General features: G+C 66.7%; 10 protein-coding genes and 1 pseudogene. 3 read left to right on the forward strand and 8 right to left on the reverse strand.

The genetic code is table 11. The annotated features are described in order from the left end of the window. Positions 1–262, forward strand: a pseudogene (locus RT551_RS16210) (efflux RND transporter periplasmic adaptor subunit); the annotation flags it as partial. Positions 263–266: 4 nt separating this feature from the next. Then, on the forward strand, positions 267–3,425 hold the full coding sequence (locus RT551_RS16215) for an efflux RND transporter permease subunit (protein ID WP_313460553.1): 3,159 nt from the start codon (positions 267–269) through the stop codon (positions 3,423–3,425). Between the two features lie 119 nt (positions 3,426–3,544). Here the strand turns inward: RT551_RS16215 and leuB are convergent, their stop codons facing one another. The 8 genes from leuB to ilvC all read right to left on the reverse strand — a co-directional run bounded on the left by leuB (position 3,545) and on the right by ilvC (position 12,445). Beyond that, entirely contained in the window at positions 3,545–4,606 is a 1,062-nt protein-coding gene (gene leuB, locus RT551_RS16220; protein WP_313460555.1) for a 3-isopropylmalate dehydrogenase, read from the reverse strand. Next, positions 4,596–5,174, reverse strand: coding sequence for a 3-isopropylmalate dehydratase small subunit (gene leuD, locus RT551_RS16225; RefSeq protein ID WP_313460557.1), 579 nt, complete (start codon positions 5,172–5,174; stop codon positions 4,596–4,598). The genes leuB and leuD overlap by 11 nt, the downstream gene beginning before the upstream one ends. Further along, positions 5,174–6,592: a 3-isopropylmalate dehydratase large subunit gene (leuC, locus tag RT551_RS16230; protein WP_313460559.1), complete on the reverse strand. Its 1,419-nt coding sequence runs from the start codon at positions 6,590–6,592 to the stop codon at positions 5,174–5,176. The genes leuD and leuC overlap by 1 nt, the downstream gene beginning before the upstream one ends. A gap of 40 nt (positions 6,593–6,632) precedes the next feature. Further along, positions 6,633–8,189, reverse strand: a complete 1,557-nt coding sequence (locus RT551_RS16235; protein ID WP_313460583.1) for a 2-isopropylmalate synthase — start codon at positions 8,187–8,189, stop codon at positions 6,633–6,635. Further along, positions 8,183–9,304 (reverse strand): threonine dehydratase, encoded by a 1,122-nt coding sequence (locus RT551_RS16240; protein ID WP_313460561.1) that lies wholly within the window; start codon positions 9,302–9,304, stop codon positions 8,183–8,185. Before RT551_RS16240 ends, RT551_RS16235 begins: the two co-directional genes overlap by 7 nt. Before the next feature lie 153 nt (positions 9,305–9,457). After that, positions 9,458–9,712, reverse strand: coding sequence for an ACT domain-containing protein (locus tag RT551_RS16245; protein WP_260341625.1), 255 nt, complete (start codon positions 9,710–9,712; stop codon positions 9,458–9,460). Continuing rightward, a complete protein-coding gene (gene ilvG, locus RT551_RS16250; protein WP_313460564.1) occupies positions 9,696–11,432 on the reverse strand; it encodes an acetolactate synthase 2 catalytic subunit in 1,737 nt (578 codons plus the stop codon). The genes RT551_RS16245 and ilvG overlap by 17 nt, the downstream gene beginning before the upstream one ends. Positions 11,433–11,470: 38 nt before the next feature. Continuing rightward, a complete protein-coding gene (ilvC, locus tag RT551_RS16255) occupies positions 11,471–12,445 on the reverse strand; it encodes a ketol-acid reductoisomerase (protein ID WP_313460566.1) in 975 nt (324 codons plus the stop codon). A gap of 495 nt (positions 12,446–12,940) precedes the next feature. Between ilvC and ggt the strand changes: the two genes are divergently transcribed. Further along, the gene (ggt, locus tag RT551_RS16260; protein ID WP_313460568.1) at positions 12,941–14,659 is read left to right on the forward strand and encodes a gamma-glutamyltransferase; all 1,719 of its coding nucleotides are present in this window, start codon (positions 12,941–12,943) and stop codon (positions 14,657–14,659) included. The last annotated feature ends 135 nt before the right edge of the window (positions 14,660–14,794 follow it).

Consider the following 14,794-nt stretch of genomic DNA (forward strand, 5'->3'; position numbering starts at 1 on the left):
GCTGCGCGGCGCGGACGGCAAGGCCAGCGTGTGGGTGGTCAACCCGGCCAACGGTGCGCTGAAGGCGACCCCGGTGACGGTGGGCGCGTACGGACCGGACGCGGTGCCGGTGCTGGGCGGCGTGGCCGCGCAGGACTGGGTGGTGGCCGCCGGTGGGCATCTGCTGCGCGAAGGACAGGTGGTGGCTCCGGTGGACCGCCAGAACCGCCCGCTGCTGAACCCGGCCGCGAAGCCGGCACCTGCCACGGCCAAGGGGAACTGAGCCCGTGCGCCGCTTCAATCTTTCCGAATGGGCGCTGGGCAACCGCCCGCTGGTGCTGTTCGCGATGCTGGCCTTCGCGATCATCGGTGCGTGGTCGTACAAGCACCTGGGCCAGTCCGAAGATCCGCCGTTCACCTTCAAGGTGATGGTGGTGCGCACGCAGTGGCCGGGTGCCACCGCCGAACAGGTCTCGCGGCAGGTGACCGAGCCGATCGAGAAGGCCCTGCTCAACACCGGGCAGTACGAGTTCATCCGCTCGTACTCGCGCCCGGGCGAGTCGCAGGTGATCTTCGCGGCCAAGGACAGCCTGCGCTCCAAGGCGATCCCGGATCTCTGGTACCAGGTGCGCAAGCGCGTGGGCGATATCAAGCCGACCCTGCCGCGTGAGATTGTCGGGCCGTTCTTCAACGACGAGTTCGGCGACACCTTCGGCAACATCTATGCCCTGACCGGCGAAGGCTTCGACTACGCGGTGATGCGCGATTACGCCGACCGCATCCAGCTGGAGCTGCAGCGCGTGCCCGACGTGGGCAAGATCGAGCTGGAAGGCCTGCAGGACGAGAAAATCTGGATCGAGCTGTCCAATACCAAGCTGGCCACGCTGGGTGTTTCGCTGCAGCAGGTGCAGCAGTCGCTGGCCGACCAGAACGTGATGGCCGCCACCAGCTTCTTTGAAACGCCCACCGACCGCGTGCAGCTGCGCGTGACCGGTCAGTTCCAGAGCGTGGACGACATTCGCCGCTTCCCGATCCAGGCCGGCGAGCGCACCATCCACCTGGGCGATATCGCCGAGGTGAAGCGCGGTTTTGCCGACCCGGCCTCACCGAAGATGCGCTTCATGGGCGAGGACGCCATTGGCATTGCGGTAGCGATGAAGGACGGCGGCGACATCCTCAAGCTGGGTTCCACCCTGGATGCCGAGTTCAAACGCCTGCAGAAGACCCTGCCGGTGGGCATGCAGCTGCGCAAGGTCTCCGACCAGCCGCATGCGGTGGAAGAATCGGTGGGCGAGTTCGTGCAGGTGCTCACCGAAGCGGTGGTGATCGTGCTGCTGGTCAGCTTCTTCTCGCTGGGCCTGCGTACCGGCCTGGTGGTGGGCGTGACCATTCCGCTGGTGCTGGCGATGACCTTCTTCGTCATGCACTACTTCGACATCGGCCTGCACAAGATCTCGCTCGGCGCACTGGTGCTGGCGCTGGGCCTGCTGGTGGACGATGCGATCATCGCGGTGGAGATGATGGCCACCAAGATGGAGCAGGGCTATGACCGCCTGCGCGCGGCCAGCTTCGCCTGGGAATCCACGGCGTTCCCGATGCTGACCGGCACGCTGATCACCGCCGCCGGCTTCCTGCCGATTGCCACCGCGGCATCGAGCACGGGCGAATACACCCGCTCGCTGTTCCAGGTGGTGACCATCGCGCTGGTGGTGTCGTGGATTGCCGCCGTGCTGTTCATTCCGTACCTCGGCGACAAGATGCTGCCGGACCTGTTCAACCCGCAGCCGCCCAAGCCGGACAGCCTGGCCGGGCGCTGGCTGGCGCGCCGCCAGGCGTGGGCGGACCGTCATCCGGCGCTGGGCCGCTTCATCGTGCCCAAGCAGCACGGGCACGACCACGATCCGTACCAGCGGCCGTTCTACACGCGCTTCCGCCGCTTCCTCGACATGTGCCTGCGCCACCGCTGGTGGGTGATTGCGGCGACCGCTGCGCTGTTCGTGTTCTCGTTGTTGATCTTCCGCTTCGTGCCGCAGCAGTTCTTCCCGGACTCGACCCGACCGGAACTGATGGTGGACATCGAACTGGCCGAAGGCGCATCGTTGCAGGCGACCCAGGCGCAGGCGAGCAAGCTGGAAAAGCTGCTGAAGGGGCGCGAAGGCATCCAGAACTACGTGGCCTATGTGGGCACGGGCTCGCCGCGCTTCTACCTGCCGCTGGACCAGCAGCTGCCGGCGACCAATTTCTCGCAGTTCGTGGTGCTGACGGAGAACGCGGAAGCGCGTGAAGCCACCCGCGACTGGCTGCTGAAAGAAGTCATTCCGCAGTTCCCGGACGTGCAGATGCGCGTGACCCGGTTGGAGAACGGGCCGCCGGTGGGCTACCCGGTGCAGCTGCGCGTCTCCGGCGAACACATCGCACAGGTGCAGGCGATTGCGCGCAAGGTGGAAGCCAAGGTGCGCGAGAACCCGCACGTGATGAACGTCAACCTGGACTGGAGCGAGCCGAGCAAGGTGGTGCGGCTGGTGATCGACCAGGACCGTGCACGCGCGCTGGGGGTGACCAGCGCACAGGTGAGCCAGTTGCTGGGCACGTCGCTGTCGGGCACCAGTGTGAGCACCTACCGTGAGGGCAACCGCCTGATCGAGATGCTGCTGCGCGGGCCGGACAACGAACGCATCCGCCTGGACATGCTGGGCAGCCTGGCGATTCCCACCCAGAGCGGAACCTCGGTGACGTTGTCGCAGGTGGCGCGCCTGGAGTACGTGTTCGAGGACGGCATCATCTGGCACCGCAATCGTCTGCCGACGGTGACGGTGCGCGCGGACATCGGCGATGGCAGCCAGGCGCTGGACGTGGTGCAGCAGATTCTGCCGACGCTGGACGGCATCCGTGCGGAACTGCCGCATGGCTACCTGCTGGAAACGGGCGGCACGGTGGAAGATTCGGCGCGGGGCCAGGACTCGATCAAGGCGGGCATGCCGCTGTTCCTGATCGTGGTGGCCACGTTACTGATGTTGCAGCTGCGCAGCTTCTCGCGGGCGGCAATGGTGCTGGTGACGGCCCCGCTCGGGATCATCGGCGCAACGCTGTTCCTGCTGCTGTTCCGCGCGCCGTTCGGGTTCGTGGCACTGCTGGGCACGATCGCACTGGCGGGCATGATCATGCGCAACTCGGTGATCCTGATCGACCAGATCCAGCAGGACATCGATGCGGGTCATGACCGTTGGCACGCGATCATCGACGCCACGGTGCGCCGTTTCCGCCCGATCGTGCTGACCGCACTGGCGGCAGTGCTGGCGATGATTCCGCTGTCGCGCAGCGCGTTCTACGGCTCAATGGCGATCTCGATCATGGGCGGCCTGATCGTCGGCACCGTACTCACCCTGGTGTTCCTGCCGGCGCTGTACGCGGCCTGGTTCCGGGTGAAACCTGACGAAGCGCGCTAGCGCTTCGTCAGGCGGGTAGTGCCGGCCGCTGGCCGGCAACCACGCGATGCATCCCGTAGGGACACGCCATGCGTGTCCAAAGAACGACCTGAGACCCCGAGGACACGCATGGCGTGTCCCTACACCAACCGCGCCAATACCGCTTCGGTCGCCTGCGCGGTACTCACCGCATTGCCCTTCGCGGCCAGATCCGCAGTAAACACCCCATCATCCAACGCCGCATGCACAGCGGCCTCAACCGCGGCCGCCTCCGCCTCCAACCCCAACGAATGTCGCAACAGCATCGCGGCGCTGCAAATGGTGGCGTACGGATTGGCAATGCCCTTGCCGGCGATATCCGGGGCCGACCCGTGAATCGGCTCGTAGATGCCCACAGCACCGGGCTCACCCAGCGACGCCGACGGCAGCAGCCCCAGCGAACCGGCCAGCATCGACGCCTCATCGGTCAGGATGTCGCCGAACATGTTCTCGGTGACGATCACGTCGTACTCGCGCGGCTTCGCCAGCAGGTGCATGGCCATCGAATCGACCAGCTGGTGCTCCAGGGCCACATCCGGAAATTCCTCACGCCCGATCCGCGCGGCCACATCGCGCCACAGACGCGAGGTCTCCAGCACATTGGCTTTGTCGACCGACGTGACCTTGCCGCGGCGCTGGCGGGCCAGGGTGAAGGCGCTGCGCAGCACGCGTTCGATCTCGGTCACGGTGTAGCAGCACAGGTCGCTGGCGCTGTCGGCGTCGCGGGTCTTGTCGCCGAAATAGATGCCGCCGGTGAGTTCGCGCACCACCACGAAGTCCACGTCCTTGAGCAGCTCGGCTTTGATCGGCGAAGCGCCCAATGCGGCTTCATGGGTGCGTACCGGGCGCAGGTTGGCGTACAGCCCCAGCGCCTTGCGGATCGCCAGCAGGCCCTGCTCGGGGCGGACCTTGGCATTGGGATCGGACCACTTCGGGCCGCCGACCGCGCCGAGCAGCACGGCCTGGGCGGACTGGCAGGCGGCCAGGGTGCTGGCCGGCAGGGGCTCGCCGTGACGGTCGATGGCGATGCCACCGATGTCGTGCTCGCTGAAGGTGAAGCTGTGGTTGAAGCGTTCGGCAATGGACTTCAGAACGGCAACAGCGGCGGCGGCAACTTCCGGGCCGATGCCATCACCGGGCAGTACAACAATCTCAGCGTGCATGCTCACTCTCGTAACGTTCGATTTCAGGGACACGGCCCAACAGATACCCCAACTGGTCCACGCCTTCCAGCAGACAGGTCTGCGAGAAGCCGTCCAGCGGGAAGGAGAACACCCTGCCATCGGGGGTGCGCAGCTCGCGCGCGGCCACATCGATGGTCAGCTCGTCGTCGGGACGTTGCATCAACGACTGTACATCGGCTTCGGCCAGCACGATCGGCAGCAGGCCATTCTTCAGCGAGTTGCCGCGGAAGATGTCGGCGATCTCGCTGCTGACAATCGCGCGCAGGCCCAGGTCGGTCAGCGCCCACGGCGCGTGCTCGCGCGAAGAGCCGCAGCCGAAGTTGCGCCCGGCCAGCAGGATGCTGCGGCCGGCGTTGTGTGCCTGGTTGAACGGGAACTCCGCTACCGGGCTGCCGTCGGCCTGCCAGCGCCAGTCATTGAAGGCGTTGCGGCCGAGGCCGGCGCGTTCGGTGGTGGACAGGAACCGCGCCGGAATGATCTGGTCGGTGTCGATATTGGTCTGGCGCAGCACCACGCTGGCCGAGGTCAGGGTACGGAAGCCGCTCATCAGGCCACCTCCTGTGCAAACAGTTCGCGGGTGTCGGCGACCTTGCCGTTCACCGCGGCCCAGGCGGCGGTCATCGGCGAGGCCAGCAGGGTGCGCGAGCCGGGGCCCTGGCGGCCCTCGAAGTTGCGGTTGCTGGTGCTTACCGCCAGTTGGCCGGGGGCGACCAGGTCGCCGTTCATGGCGATGCACATCGAGCAGCCCGGTTCGCGCCATTCCGCCCCGGCGTCCCGCACGATTACGTCGATGCCTTCGGCTTCGGCCTCGCGCTTGACGATCTCCGAGCCGGGCACCACCAGCATGCGCACGCCGCTGGCGACGCGGCGACCGCGCAGCACCTCTGCCACTTCACGCATGTCGCTCAGGCGGCCGTTGGTGCAGGAGCCGACGAAGACCACGTCGACCGGTGTGCCCGCCAGGGTCTGGCCGGCATGGAACTGCATGTAGTCCAGGCCCTTCTGGTCGGCGGCATCGTTGGCGGCCGGGATCGGCCGGTCCACGGCCAGCGCGGTGCCGGGGTGGGTGCCCCAGGTCAGGGTGGGGCGGATGTCGGCGGCATTGATATGCACTTCGCTGTCGAAGCGCGCGCCGACATCGCTGCGCAGCTGCGACCAGGCGGCCACGGCGGCGTCGAAATCCGCCCCCTTGGGGCCGCGCGGGGTGGCCGCGACCCAGTCGAAGGTGACCTGGTCGGGCGCAACCATGCCAGCGCGTGCGCCGGCTTCAATGGACATGTTGCACAGGGTCATGCGCTGTTCCATGTCCATCGCTTCAATGGTGCTGCCGCGGAACTCCAGCACGTGACCGGTGCCACCGTTGACGCCGATCACGCCGATGATGTGCAGCACCACGTCCTTGGCTCCCACACCGCGCGGCAGCGGGCCGTCCACGGTGATTGCCATGGTCTTGGCTTTCCGCTGCAGCAGGCACTGGGTGGCCAGTACATGGCCGACTTCACTGGTGCCGATGCCGAACGCCAACGAGCCGAAGGCACCGTGGGTGGAGGTGTGGCTGTCGCCGCAGACGATGGTCATACCGGGCTGGGTGAAGCCCTGCTCGGGGGCGATCACATGCACGATGCCGCGGCTGGGCGACTGCATGTCGAACAGCTCGATGCCGTACTCGGCGCAGTTGCGCGCCAGGGTTTCCACCTGCGCCTCGGAGGCGGCGCTGGCGTAGGGAAGGCTGCCATCGCTGCGCGCCGGCAGGGTCGGGGTGGAGTGATCCATGGTGGCCTTGGTGCGGTCCGGGCGGCGCGGCACCAACCCGCGCTGGCGCAGCTCGGTGAAGGCCTGCGGCGAGGTCACTTCATGGATCAGGTGCAGGTCGATGTACAGCACGGCGGGCGCGCTGTCCGATTCGGGTACGACCACGTGGGCGTCCCACAGTTTGTCGTACAGGGTGCGGGGTGCTGGGTTCATGGGCTCGTTCATCTGGAGCGTGGCCTTGCAGAAATGGGGGTCAGGCAGCGGCGGTGGCGGCAGGCTGTTCGGCCGTGGCCTGGCGCTGGCGCAGCAGGCGGTTGGCCACGTCCAGCCAGGCCAGCGCGGACGCCTCGATGATGTCACGGCTGGTGCCGGTGCCTTCGTACTCCACACCCTCATGGCGCACGCTCAGGTTGGCCTCGCCGCGTGCGTCAGCCCCGATGCCCACGCTGTGCACGTGGTAGCTGTCCAGGTGCAGCTGCACGCCGGTGGCGGCCGACAGCGCGCCGAACAAGGCGTCCACCGGGCCGTCGCCCTGCGCGGTTTCGGCCACGCGGTTGCCGTCCGGGTCGGACAGTTCGACCAGTGCATTGGCGCGGCTGCCGACGTCGCTGATGGTCATCGAGGCCAGGCGGTAGCCGTTCTGGGTGCTGCTGCCCTGCATCAGCGCCTGCAGGTCGGCGTCGGTAACCACGCGCTGCTGCTCGCACAAGGCCTTGAACTGCTCGAACACCAGCTTCAGCTCTTCCTCTTCCAGCCAGAAGCCCAGTGCACGCAGGCGCGCTTCCACGGCGGCACGGCCACTGTGGCGACCCAGTACCATCTGCGAGTTCTCCCAGCCCACGTCTTCCGGGCGCATGATTTCGTAGGTGCCACGGTGACGCAGCATGCCGTGCTGGTGGATACCGGATTCGTGCGCGAACGCGTTCGCACCGACGATCGCCTTGTTGCGCTGCACCGGCATGCCGACCAGGCGCTGCAGCAGCTGCGAAGTGGAGACGATACGCGGCGTATTGATGCGGGTGTCTTCCTCATAGAAGGCGTTGCGTACCTTCAGCACCATGGCCAGTTCTTCCAGCGAGCAGTTGCCAGCGCGCTCGCCGATGCCGTTGATGGTGCATTCCACCTGGCGTGCGCCGCCTTCAATGGCAGCCAGCGAGTTGGCCACGGCCAGGCCCAGGTCGTTGTGGCAATGCGCGCTGAAGATGATGCGGTCGCTGTCCGGCACGCCGGCGATCACCCGCTGGAACATGCCGCGGATCTCTTCCGGGGTGGTGAAGCCGACCGTATCCGGCAGGTTGATGGTGGTGGCACCCGCTGCGGCGGCGACGCGGGCAACCTCGATCAGGAAGTCCTCTTCGGTGCGGGTGGCGTCCTCGGCGGAGAACTCCACGTCATCCACATAGCTGCGGGCCAGGCTGACATGTCGGTGCACCGACTCCAGCACCTGCTCGCGGGTCATCCGCAGCTTGTGCTCGCGGTGCAGCGGGCTGGTCGACAGGAATACGTGCAGGCGCGCATTGGCAGCTGCTTCCAGGGCCTTGGCCGAGGTCTCGATGTCGGCCTGCAGGCAGCGCGACAGCACTGCCAGGGTCGGGCGGCGTACCTCGCGGCCGATCAGCGCCATGGCGTCGCGGTCAGACTGAGAGCTGGCCGGGAAGCCTGTTTCAATGACGTCCACGCCCAGTTCGTCCAGGGCGCGGGCCATCACCAGCTTCTGCTGCGGGCTCATGCTGCAGCCGGGCGACTGCTCGCCGTCGCGCAGGGTGGTGTCAAAAATTCGAATGCGGGGGGAGTTGGGCGTAGTCACCAGGAGGTCTCCTCAACGGGGGTGCCGGAATGGGTAGGAAGGGAAGAAGAAGGGGTGGGGGTCGGTAGCGCCGGCCGTTGGCCGGCCAACACGGTCTCGCGGTCCGACCCCGTCGATAGTCGTGGACGCTCGCTGCTGCGCCGTCGCGGCTTGCGCGGTGCGCGCGGGCGCACCTCGCACAGCAACTGCGCCAGCACGGCTGCATCGATGTTGCCGCCGGACACCACCGCGCACTTGCGCTTGCCGGCCACGCGGCGGCCGGCGGCCAGCGCCAGCGCACCCGCGCCTTCGGCGATGACATGCTCTTCCAGCGCCAGCCGCACCAGGGTTTCGCGCAGCTCGGCCTCGCGCACGATCACCACGTCGTCCAGCAGCGCGCTGCACAGGCGACGGGTCAGGAAGCCGGGAATCTTCACTTTCACGCCGTCAGCCAGGGTGGCCACGGGCGCAATCTCGCGCACGTCGCCCTGGATGGCACGGGCCATGGAGTCCACGCCTTCAACCTGGGCTCCGACGATGCGCACGCCCTGCGATTTCAGCGCCAGCGCCACGCCCGAAGCCAGGCCACCACCGCCGATCGGCACGATCACCACATCGGGCGCATGCGCGGCCAGTTCGATGCCCAGCGTGCCCTGGCCGGCGATCACGTCGGCATCGTCGAACGCCGACAGGAACCGGTAGTCGTTCTGTTCGGCCAGCTGCCGGGCAAAGGCATACGCTTCGTCATAGCTGTTGCCGTGCTGGCGGACCGTGGCCCCCCAGTGCGCAACACCGGCGATCTTCGTCGCCGGCGCGCCATGCGGCATCACCGTGATCGCGGGAATGTTCAGGCGATAGGCGGACCACGCCACGCCCTGCGCATGATTGCCGGCCGAGGCGCAGATCACCGGCCGCTCGTCGCCGCGTTCACGCCCGGCCAGCAGCGCGTTCAGCGCACCGCGCACCTTGTACGAACCCGTGCGCTGCAGGTTCTCCAGCTTCAGCCAGGTACCAAACCGCTCCGCGTAATGCAGCGGCGTAGGCGGCAGGAACCGACGCAGCCGCGCCTGCGCGGCCAGCACGTCGGCGACGCTTACGTCGCCTACATCCGGTTCCTGCGGGGCGCGGCTAGCCGGCATGGTTCCCCCAGCAGACGGGGGCTGCATGACGCCACCCGGTGCGATGCTGTCGGACATCCGACTGTAGAGCCACGCCATGCGTGGCTGGAACCGCCGACCCACTGCCCGGAAGAAGACACCCCCTAACCGGCACCATCACTGCAGACCCGGCCTTCATACCGCAGCCCCCGCATCCAGCGCACTGATCCGCACCGATACACAGTCATAGATCTTCTCGATCTGGCGGCACAGCGTTTCCGGCGGACGGCTGCCGTCCACCACCAGCTGCAGGTGCCAGCGGCCATCGTCGGCGGCATTGGGCGCGCCGGCGATCGCGCGCGGCGCAAAGCCGCGGCGTTCGGCCATGCCGATCACGCGCAGCAGCGCGCCCTCGGCGGGAACCAGCACCAGGTCAAGCCGGTATTGCATTGGGAATCTCCTGGGTCTGGTGAGCGGGGTTGCTGTCCAGCATGGTGCTGTTGGCGTTGTTGGGGGGCACCAGCGGCCAGACGTTGGCACGCGCATCAATGGCCACGTGCAGCAGGGCCGGACCGGGTTCAGCCAGCAGCGCGGCCAGACCGCCTTCGACGTCGTCGCGGGCTTCGATGCGAGTGGCCGGAATGCCGAACACCTTGGCCAGCGCGGCGAAGTCCGGGTTGTCGGACAGGTCGATCTCGCTGTAACGCTCGGCGAAGAACAGTTCCTGCCACTGCCGCACCATGCCCAGCGAGCTGTTGTCCAGCAGCACGATCTTCACCGGTAAGCGGCAGCGGGCGATGGTGGCCAGCTCCTGCACGTTCATCATGAAGCTGCCATCGCCGGAGACCAGCACCACGGTGCGGTCGGGGCAGGCGAACTGCGCGCCCATCGCCGCCGGCAGACCGAAGCCCATGGTACCCAGCGCTCCGCTGGTCAGGTGATTGCGCGGGTGATTGAAACGACAGTGCTGGGCCACCCACATCTGATGCTGGCCGACATCGCAGGCGATGATCGCGTTGGCCGGTGCGACTTCGCTCAGGCGCTTCAGCAGGGCCGGGGCGTAGATATGGTTGCCCGGTGCATCGTAGCGGGCGGCGAAGCGTTCGCGGTTGGCCGCACAGCGCTTGCGCCAGGCCTGCTGGCTGGCCGGCGTGCTTTCGACGCCGGCAGTCAGGGCGCGCAGCGCGGTACCCACATTGCCGGGGACGGCGACGTCAGCGCTGCGTAACTTGGAAATCTCATACGCGTCGGCGTCGATGTGGATCACGCGTGCGAACGGTGCGAACTCGGCCAGCTTGCCGGTGGCGCGGTCGTCAAAGCGTGCACCGACCACCACCAGCAGATCGCTTTCCTGCACCGCCATGTTGGCGGCGCGGGTTCCGTGCATGCCCAGCATGCCCAGGTAATGCGGATGCTGCGCCGGCAGCGCGCCCAGGCCGCGCAGGGTCAGCACGGTGGGAATGGCGGTGGTGTCGACGAAGGTGCGGAAGTCCTCGACCGCATCGCCCAGGGCGATGCCGCCGCCGCCGTAGATCACCGGCTTCTCGGCTGCGGCAATGGCGGCCAGCGCTTCGGCCAGGGCCTCGTTGCGCGGTGCTGCCGGCGGGTTCACGGTTTCGGGCACATGCACCGGCAGGTGGCTGGCATCGGCCACCTGCACGTCCTTGGGCAGGTCGATCAGCACCGGGCCGGGACGGCCTTCGCGGGCAATGCGGAAAGCTTCGCGGACCACGCGCGGCAGGTCATCGACCGAACGTACCAGCCAGCTGTGTTTGACAATCGGCAGGGTCAGGCCGAACACGTCCAGCTCCTGGAACGCGTCGGTGCCCAGCAGCGGGGTGGCGACCTGGCCGGTGATGCAGACCATCGGTACCGAGTCGAGCATGGCATCGGCGATACCGGTGACCAGGTTGGACGCGCCGGGGCCGGAGGTGGCCACGCACACGCCGACCTTGCCGCTGGCGCGGGCGTAGCCGTTGGCGGCCAGCGCCGCGCCCTGCTCATGGCGGACCAGAATGTGCTTGAGCCTGGAATCCACCAGGGCGTCGTAGAAGGGCATGATGGTGCCGCCCGGATAGCCGAACAGCGTGTCCACGCCTTCGGCTTCCAGGGCCTGCGTCAACCAGCGTGCGCCGTTGCGGGGCGCGCTGCTGTGTGCGGAGGTGTTCATGCGGGAACCTTTCTGAAGCGGTGGGGGAAGCCGCGCGGTTACGCGGCTTGACTTTGCAACCAGACCATCTTGGCGCGCAGTTCCTTGCCTACCTTTTCAATCGGATGTTCCAGGTCGGCCTGCTTGAACTTGTTGTAGTTCGGCAGGCCCGCTTCGTACTCAGCCACCCAGTTCTTGGTGAAGGTGCCGTCCTGGATGTCGGCCAGCACGGCCTTCATGCGTTCCTTGGTGCCGGCATCGATCACCCGCGGGCCGCTGACGTAGTCGCCGTACTGCGCGGTTTCGGAGATGAATTCCAGCATGCGGGTGATGCCGCCTTCGTAGAACAGGTCGACGATCAGCTTCAGTTCGTGCAGCACTTCGTAGTAGGCGATTTCCGGCTGGTAACCGGCTTCAACCAGGGTTTCAAAGCCGGCCTGGACCAGCGCCGAGGCACCGCCGCACAGCACGGCCTGCTCGCCGAACAGATCGGTTTCGGTTTCTTCCTTGAAGGTGGTCTGGATCAGGTTGGCACGTGCGCCGCCCAGACCCGCCGCATAGGCCAGCGCGTACTCGGACGCCTTGCCGCTCTTGTCCTGGTACACCGCCCAGATGCACGGCACGCCGCGGCCGATCTCGTACTCGCGGCGCACCAGCGCGCCCGGGCCCTTGGGCGCAACCAGCACCACGTCCAGGTCGTCGCGCGGGGCGATCATGTTGAAGTGCACATTCAGGCCATGCGCGAACAGCAGCACCGCGCCCTGTTTCATGTTCGGGGCCAGCACCTCTTCGTAGAGCTTCTTCTGCACCATGTCCGGGGTCAGCACGGCGACCAGGTCGGCGTCCTTCACGGCGTCGGCCGGGGCCTTAACGGTGAAGCCGTCGGCCTGTGCCTTGACCTCGGTCGGACCGCCCGGACGCAGGCCAATCACCACGTCGAAACCGGATTCACGCAGGTTCAGTGCGTGGGCGCGGCCCTGGCTGCCGTAGCCGACTACAGCGATCTTGATCTGGGGCAGGTCGTTGGTGCTCATCGGGGTGGTCCTTTGGGAGGGGGAAACAAAATCGAAGGGTTCTGAAACGAAAAAACCCGCGCCGGGACCGGTGCGGGTTCTGATGGATTGCTGGCAGTACTGCTTACACGCCGATCCGTCCCGCACCTGTGGGCTGGGTAATAAGTACGAGTACAAGGAGCGAACGGATCGAGGCCGCGCCAGGGCTGGCGTGCTCGATGGTTTCGCGGATGGGCGTGTGGCGTCGCAACATGTGATCGAGAAAACCACAGCGGTTTTGGCGGTGTCAACCGTGCAGACACATTTTCCAACAGTTTCGCCTGTATCCAGCGCAAACCCTTGAGCCATAAGGATGGTTGCGGGTGAAAGTGTTGTGGTGAATGCAGATTCAAGTATTGAAGGCGGGTTTCCGCGCGGATTCCGGTGTATCCCGCGTGTCGTACATGACCATTGTCGGATGTGCGTGCAGGCACGCTGCGGCGACTATTCAGGGGCAACCACCCTCAGGAATCTCTTGTGTCCCGACCTCTTGCCCGTGGCCTGCTGGCCGCTGCCCTGCTGTGCGCCCTGCCCACGTTGTCCACTGCCGCTGACCGGGTGACCGGCCGCGACTTTGCCACCCGATCCGAGGTGATCGCCCCGCATGCGATGGCCGCGACCTCGCAGCCGCTGGCGACCCAGATCGCGCTGGACGTGATGAAGGGCGGTGGCTCGGCCATGGACGCCGCCATTGCCGCCAACGCCGCGCTGGGGCTGATGGAGCCGACCGGCAATGGCATCGGCGGTGACCTGTTCGCGATCGTGTGGGACCCGAAGACGCAGAAGCTGTACGGCTACAACGGCTCGGGCCGCTCGCCGAAGTCGCTCACCCTGGCCGAGTTCCAGCGTCGTGGCCTGAAGGAGATTCCGGCCACCGGTCCGCTGCCGGTGTCGGTGCCGGGCGCGGTGGATGGCTGGTTCGCGCTGCACGAGCGCTTCGGCCGCAAGCCGATGGCCGACAACCTGGCCCCGGCGATCCGCTACGCGCGCGAAGGGCATCCGGTGGCGGAAGTGATTGCGTACTACTGGGACCGCTCGGTGCCGCGCCTGTCGAAGTACCCGGGATTCAGCGAACAGTTCACGATCAATGGTCACGCCCCGCGCAAGGGCGAGCTGTGGAAGAACCCGAACCTGGCCAACACGCTGGAGCAGATTGCCCAGGGCGGCCGCGATGCGTTCTACAAGGGAGACATCGCCCGCACCATCGGCAGCTACTTCAAGGCCAATGGCGGTTACCTGAGCTACGACGACATGGCCAGTCACCATGGCGAGTGGGTGGAGCCGGTCAGCAGCAACTACCGCGGTTATGACGTGTGGGAGCTGCCGCCGAACAGCCAGGGCATCGCCGCGCTGCAGATTCTCAACGTGCTGGAAGGCTACGACTTCTCGAAGATCGCCTTCGGCTCGCCCGAACATGTGCACCTGTTCACCGAGGCCAAGAAGCTGGCCTTCGCCGATCGTGCGCGCTTCTACACCGACCCGGCGTTCCATCCGGCACCGGTGGCCAAGCTGGTCTCGAAGGAATATGCGGCCGAGCGTCGCAAGCTGATCTCGATGGACAAGGCGCTGAAGGAAGTGCAGCCGGGCACGCCGAAGCAGCTGCAGGAAGGCGACACCATCTACATGACGGTGGCCGACGCGGACGGCATGATGGTCTCGTTGATCCAGTCGAACTATCGCGGCATGGGCAGCGGCATGGCCCCGCCGGGGCTTGGCTTCATCCTGCAGGACCGTGGCGAGATGTTCGTGCTGCAGAAGGATCACCCGAATGGCTATGCCCCGGGCAAGCGGCCGTTCCAGACCATCATTCCGGGCTTCGTGACGAAGGACGGCAAGCCGTGGATGAGTTTCGGCGTGATGGGCGGGGCGATGCAGCCGCAGGGGCACGCGCAGATCGTGATGAACATGGTCGACTTCGGTATGAACCTGCAGGAAGCGGGCGACGCACCGCGCATCCAGCACGAGGGTTCCACTGAACCGACCGGCCAGGCGACGGCGATGAGCGATGGTGGCGAGATCAACCTGGAAACGGGCTTCCCGTATGAAACGGTGCGCGCGCTGATGCGCAAGGGCCACAAGGTCACCTTCGCCGACGGCCCGTACGGTGGCTACCAGGCGATCCTGCGCGACCCGGAAACCGGCGTGTATTACGGGGCGTCCGAAAGCCGCAAGGACGGCCAGGCGGCGGGGTACTGAGCGCGCCTGACGGCCTGCTGCGTTTTGTGGTCTTGCGTTACAGAATGTTGGCGCGGTGAGGGCAGTCGTCTGACGACCGACTCTACCGCTCTTGCTGTTCGATCCGCATTGCGGAGTGCATGAGGGGAGGCCGGC

It is taken from the genome of Stenotrophomonas sp. (genome assembly GCF_032103445.1).
Lineage (GTDB): Bacteria > Pseudomonadota > Gammaproteobacteria > Xanthomonadales > Xanthomonadaceae > Stenotrophomonas.

Bases quoted from the DNA above. Each gene is read 5' to 3' on its own strand.
- leuB (WP_313460555.1), bottom strand. From the start codon at position 4,606: ATGCACGCTGAGATTGTTGTACTGCCCGGTGATGGCATCGGCCCGGAA.
- leuD (WP_313460557.1), bottom strand. From the start codon at position 5,174: ATGAGCGGCTTCCGTACCCTGACCTCGGCCAGCGTGGTGCTGCGCCAG.
- leuC (WP_313460559.1), bottom strand. From the start codon at position 6,592: ATGAACCCAGCACCCCGCACCCTGTACGACAAACTGTGGGACGCCCAC.
- RT551_RS16240 (WP_313460561.1), bottom strand. From the start codon at position 9,304: ATGCCGGCTAGCCGCGCCCCGCAGGAACCGGATGTAGGCGACGTAAGC.
- RT551_RS16245 (WP_260341625.1), bottom strand. From the start codon at position 9,712: ATGCAATACCGGCTTGACCTGGTGCTGGTTCCCGCCGAGGGCGCGCTG.
- ilvG (WP_313460564.1), bottom strand. From the start codon at position 11,432: ATGAACACCTCCGCACACAGCAGCGCGCCCCGCAACGGCGCACGCTGG.
- ilvC (WP_313460566.1), bottom strand. From the start codon at position 12,445: ATGAGCACCAACGACCTGCCCCAGATCAAGATCGCTGTAGTCGGCTAC.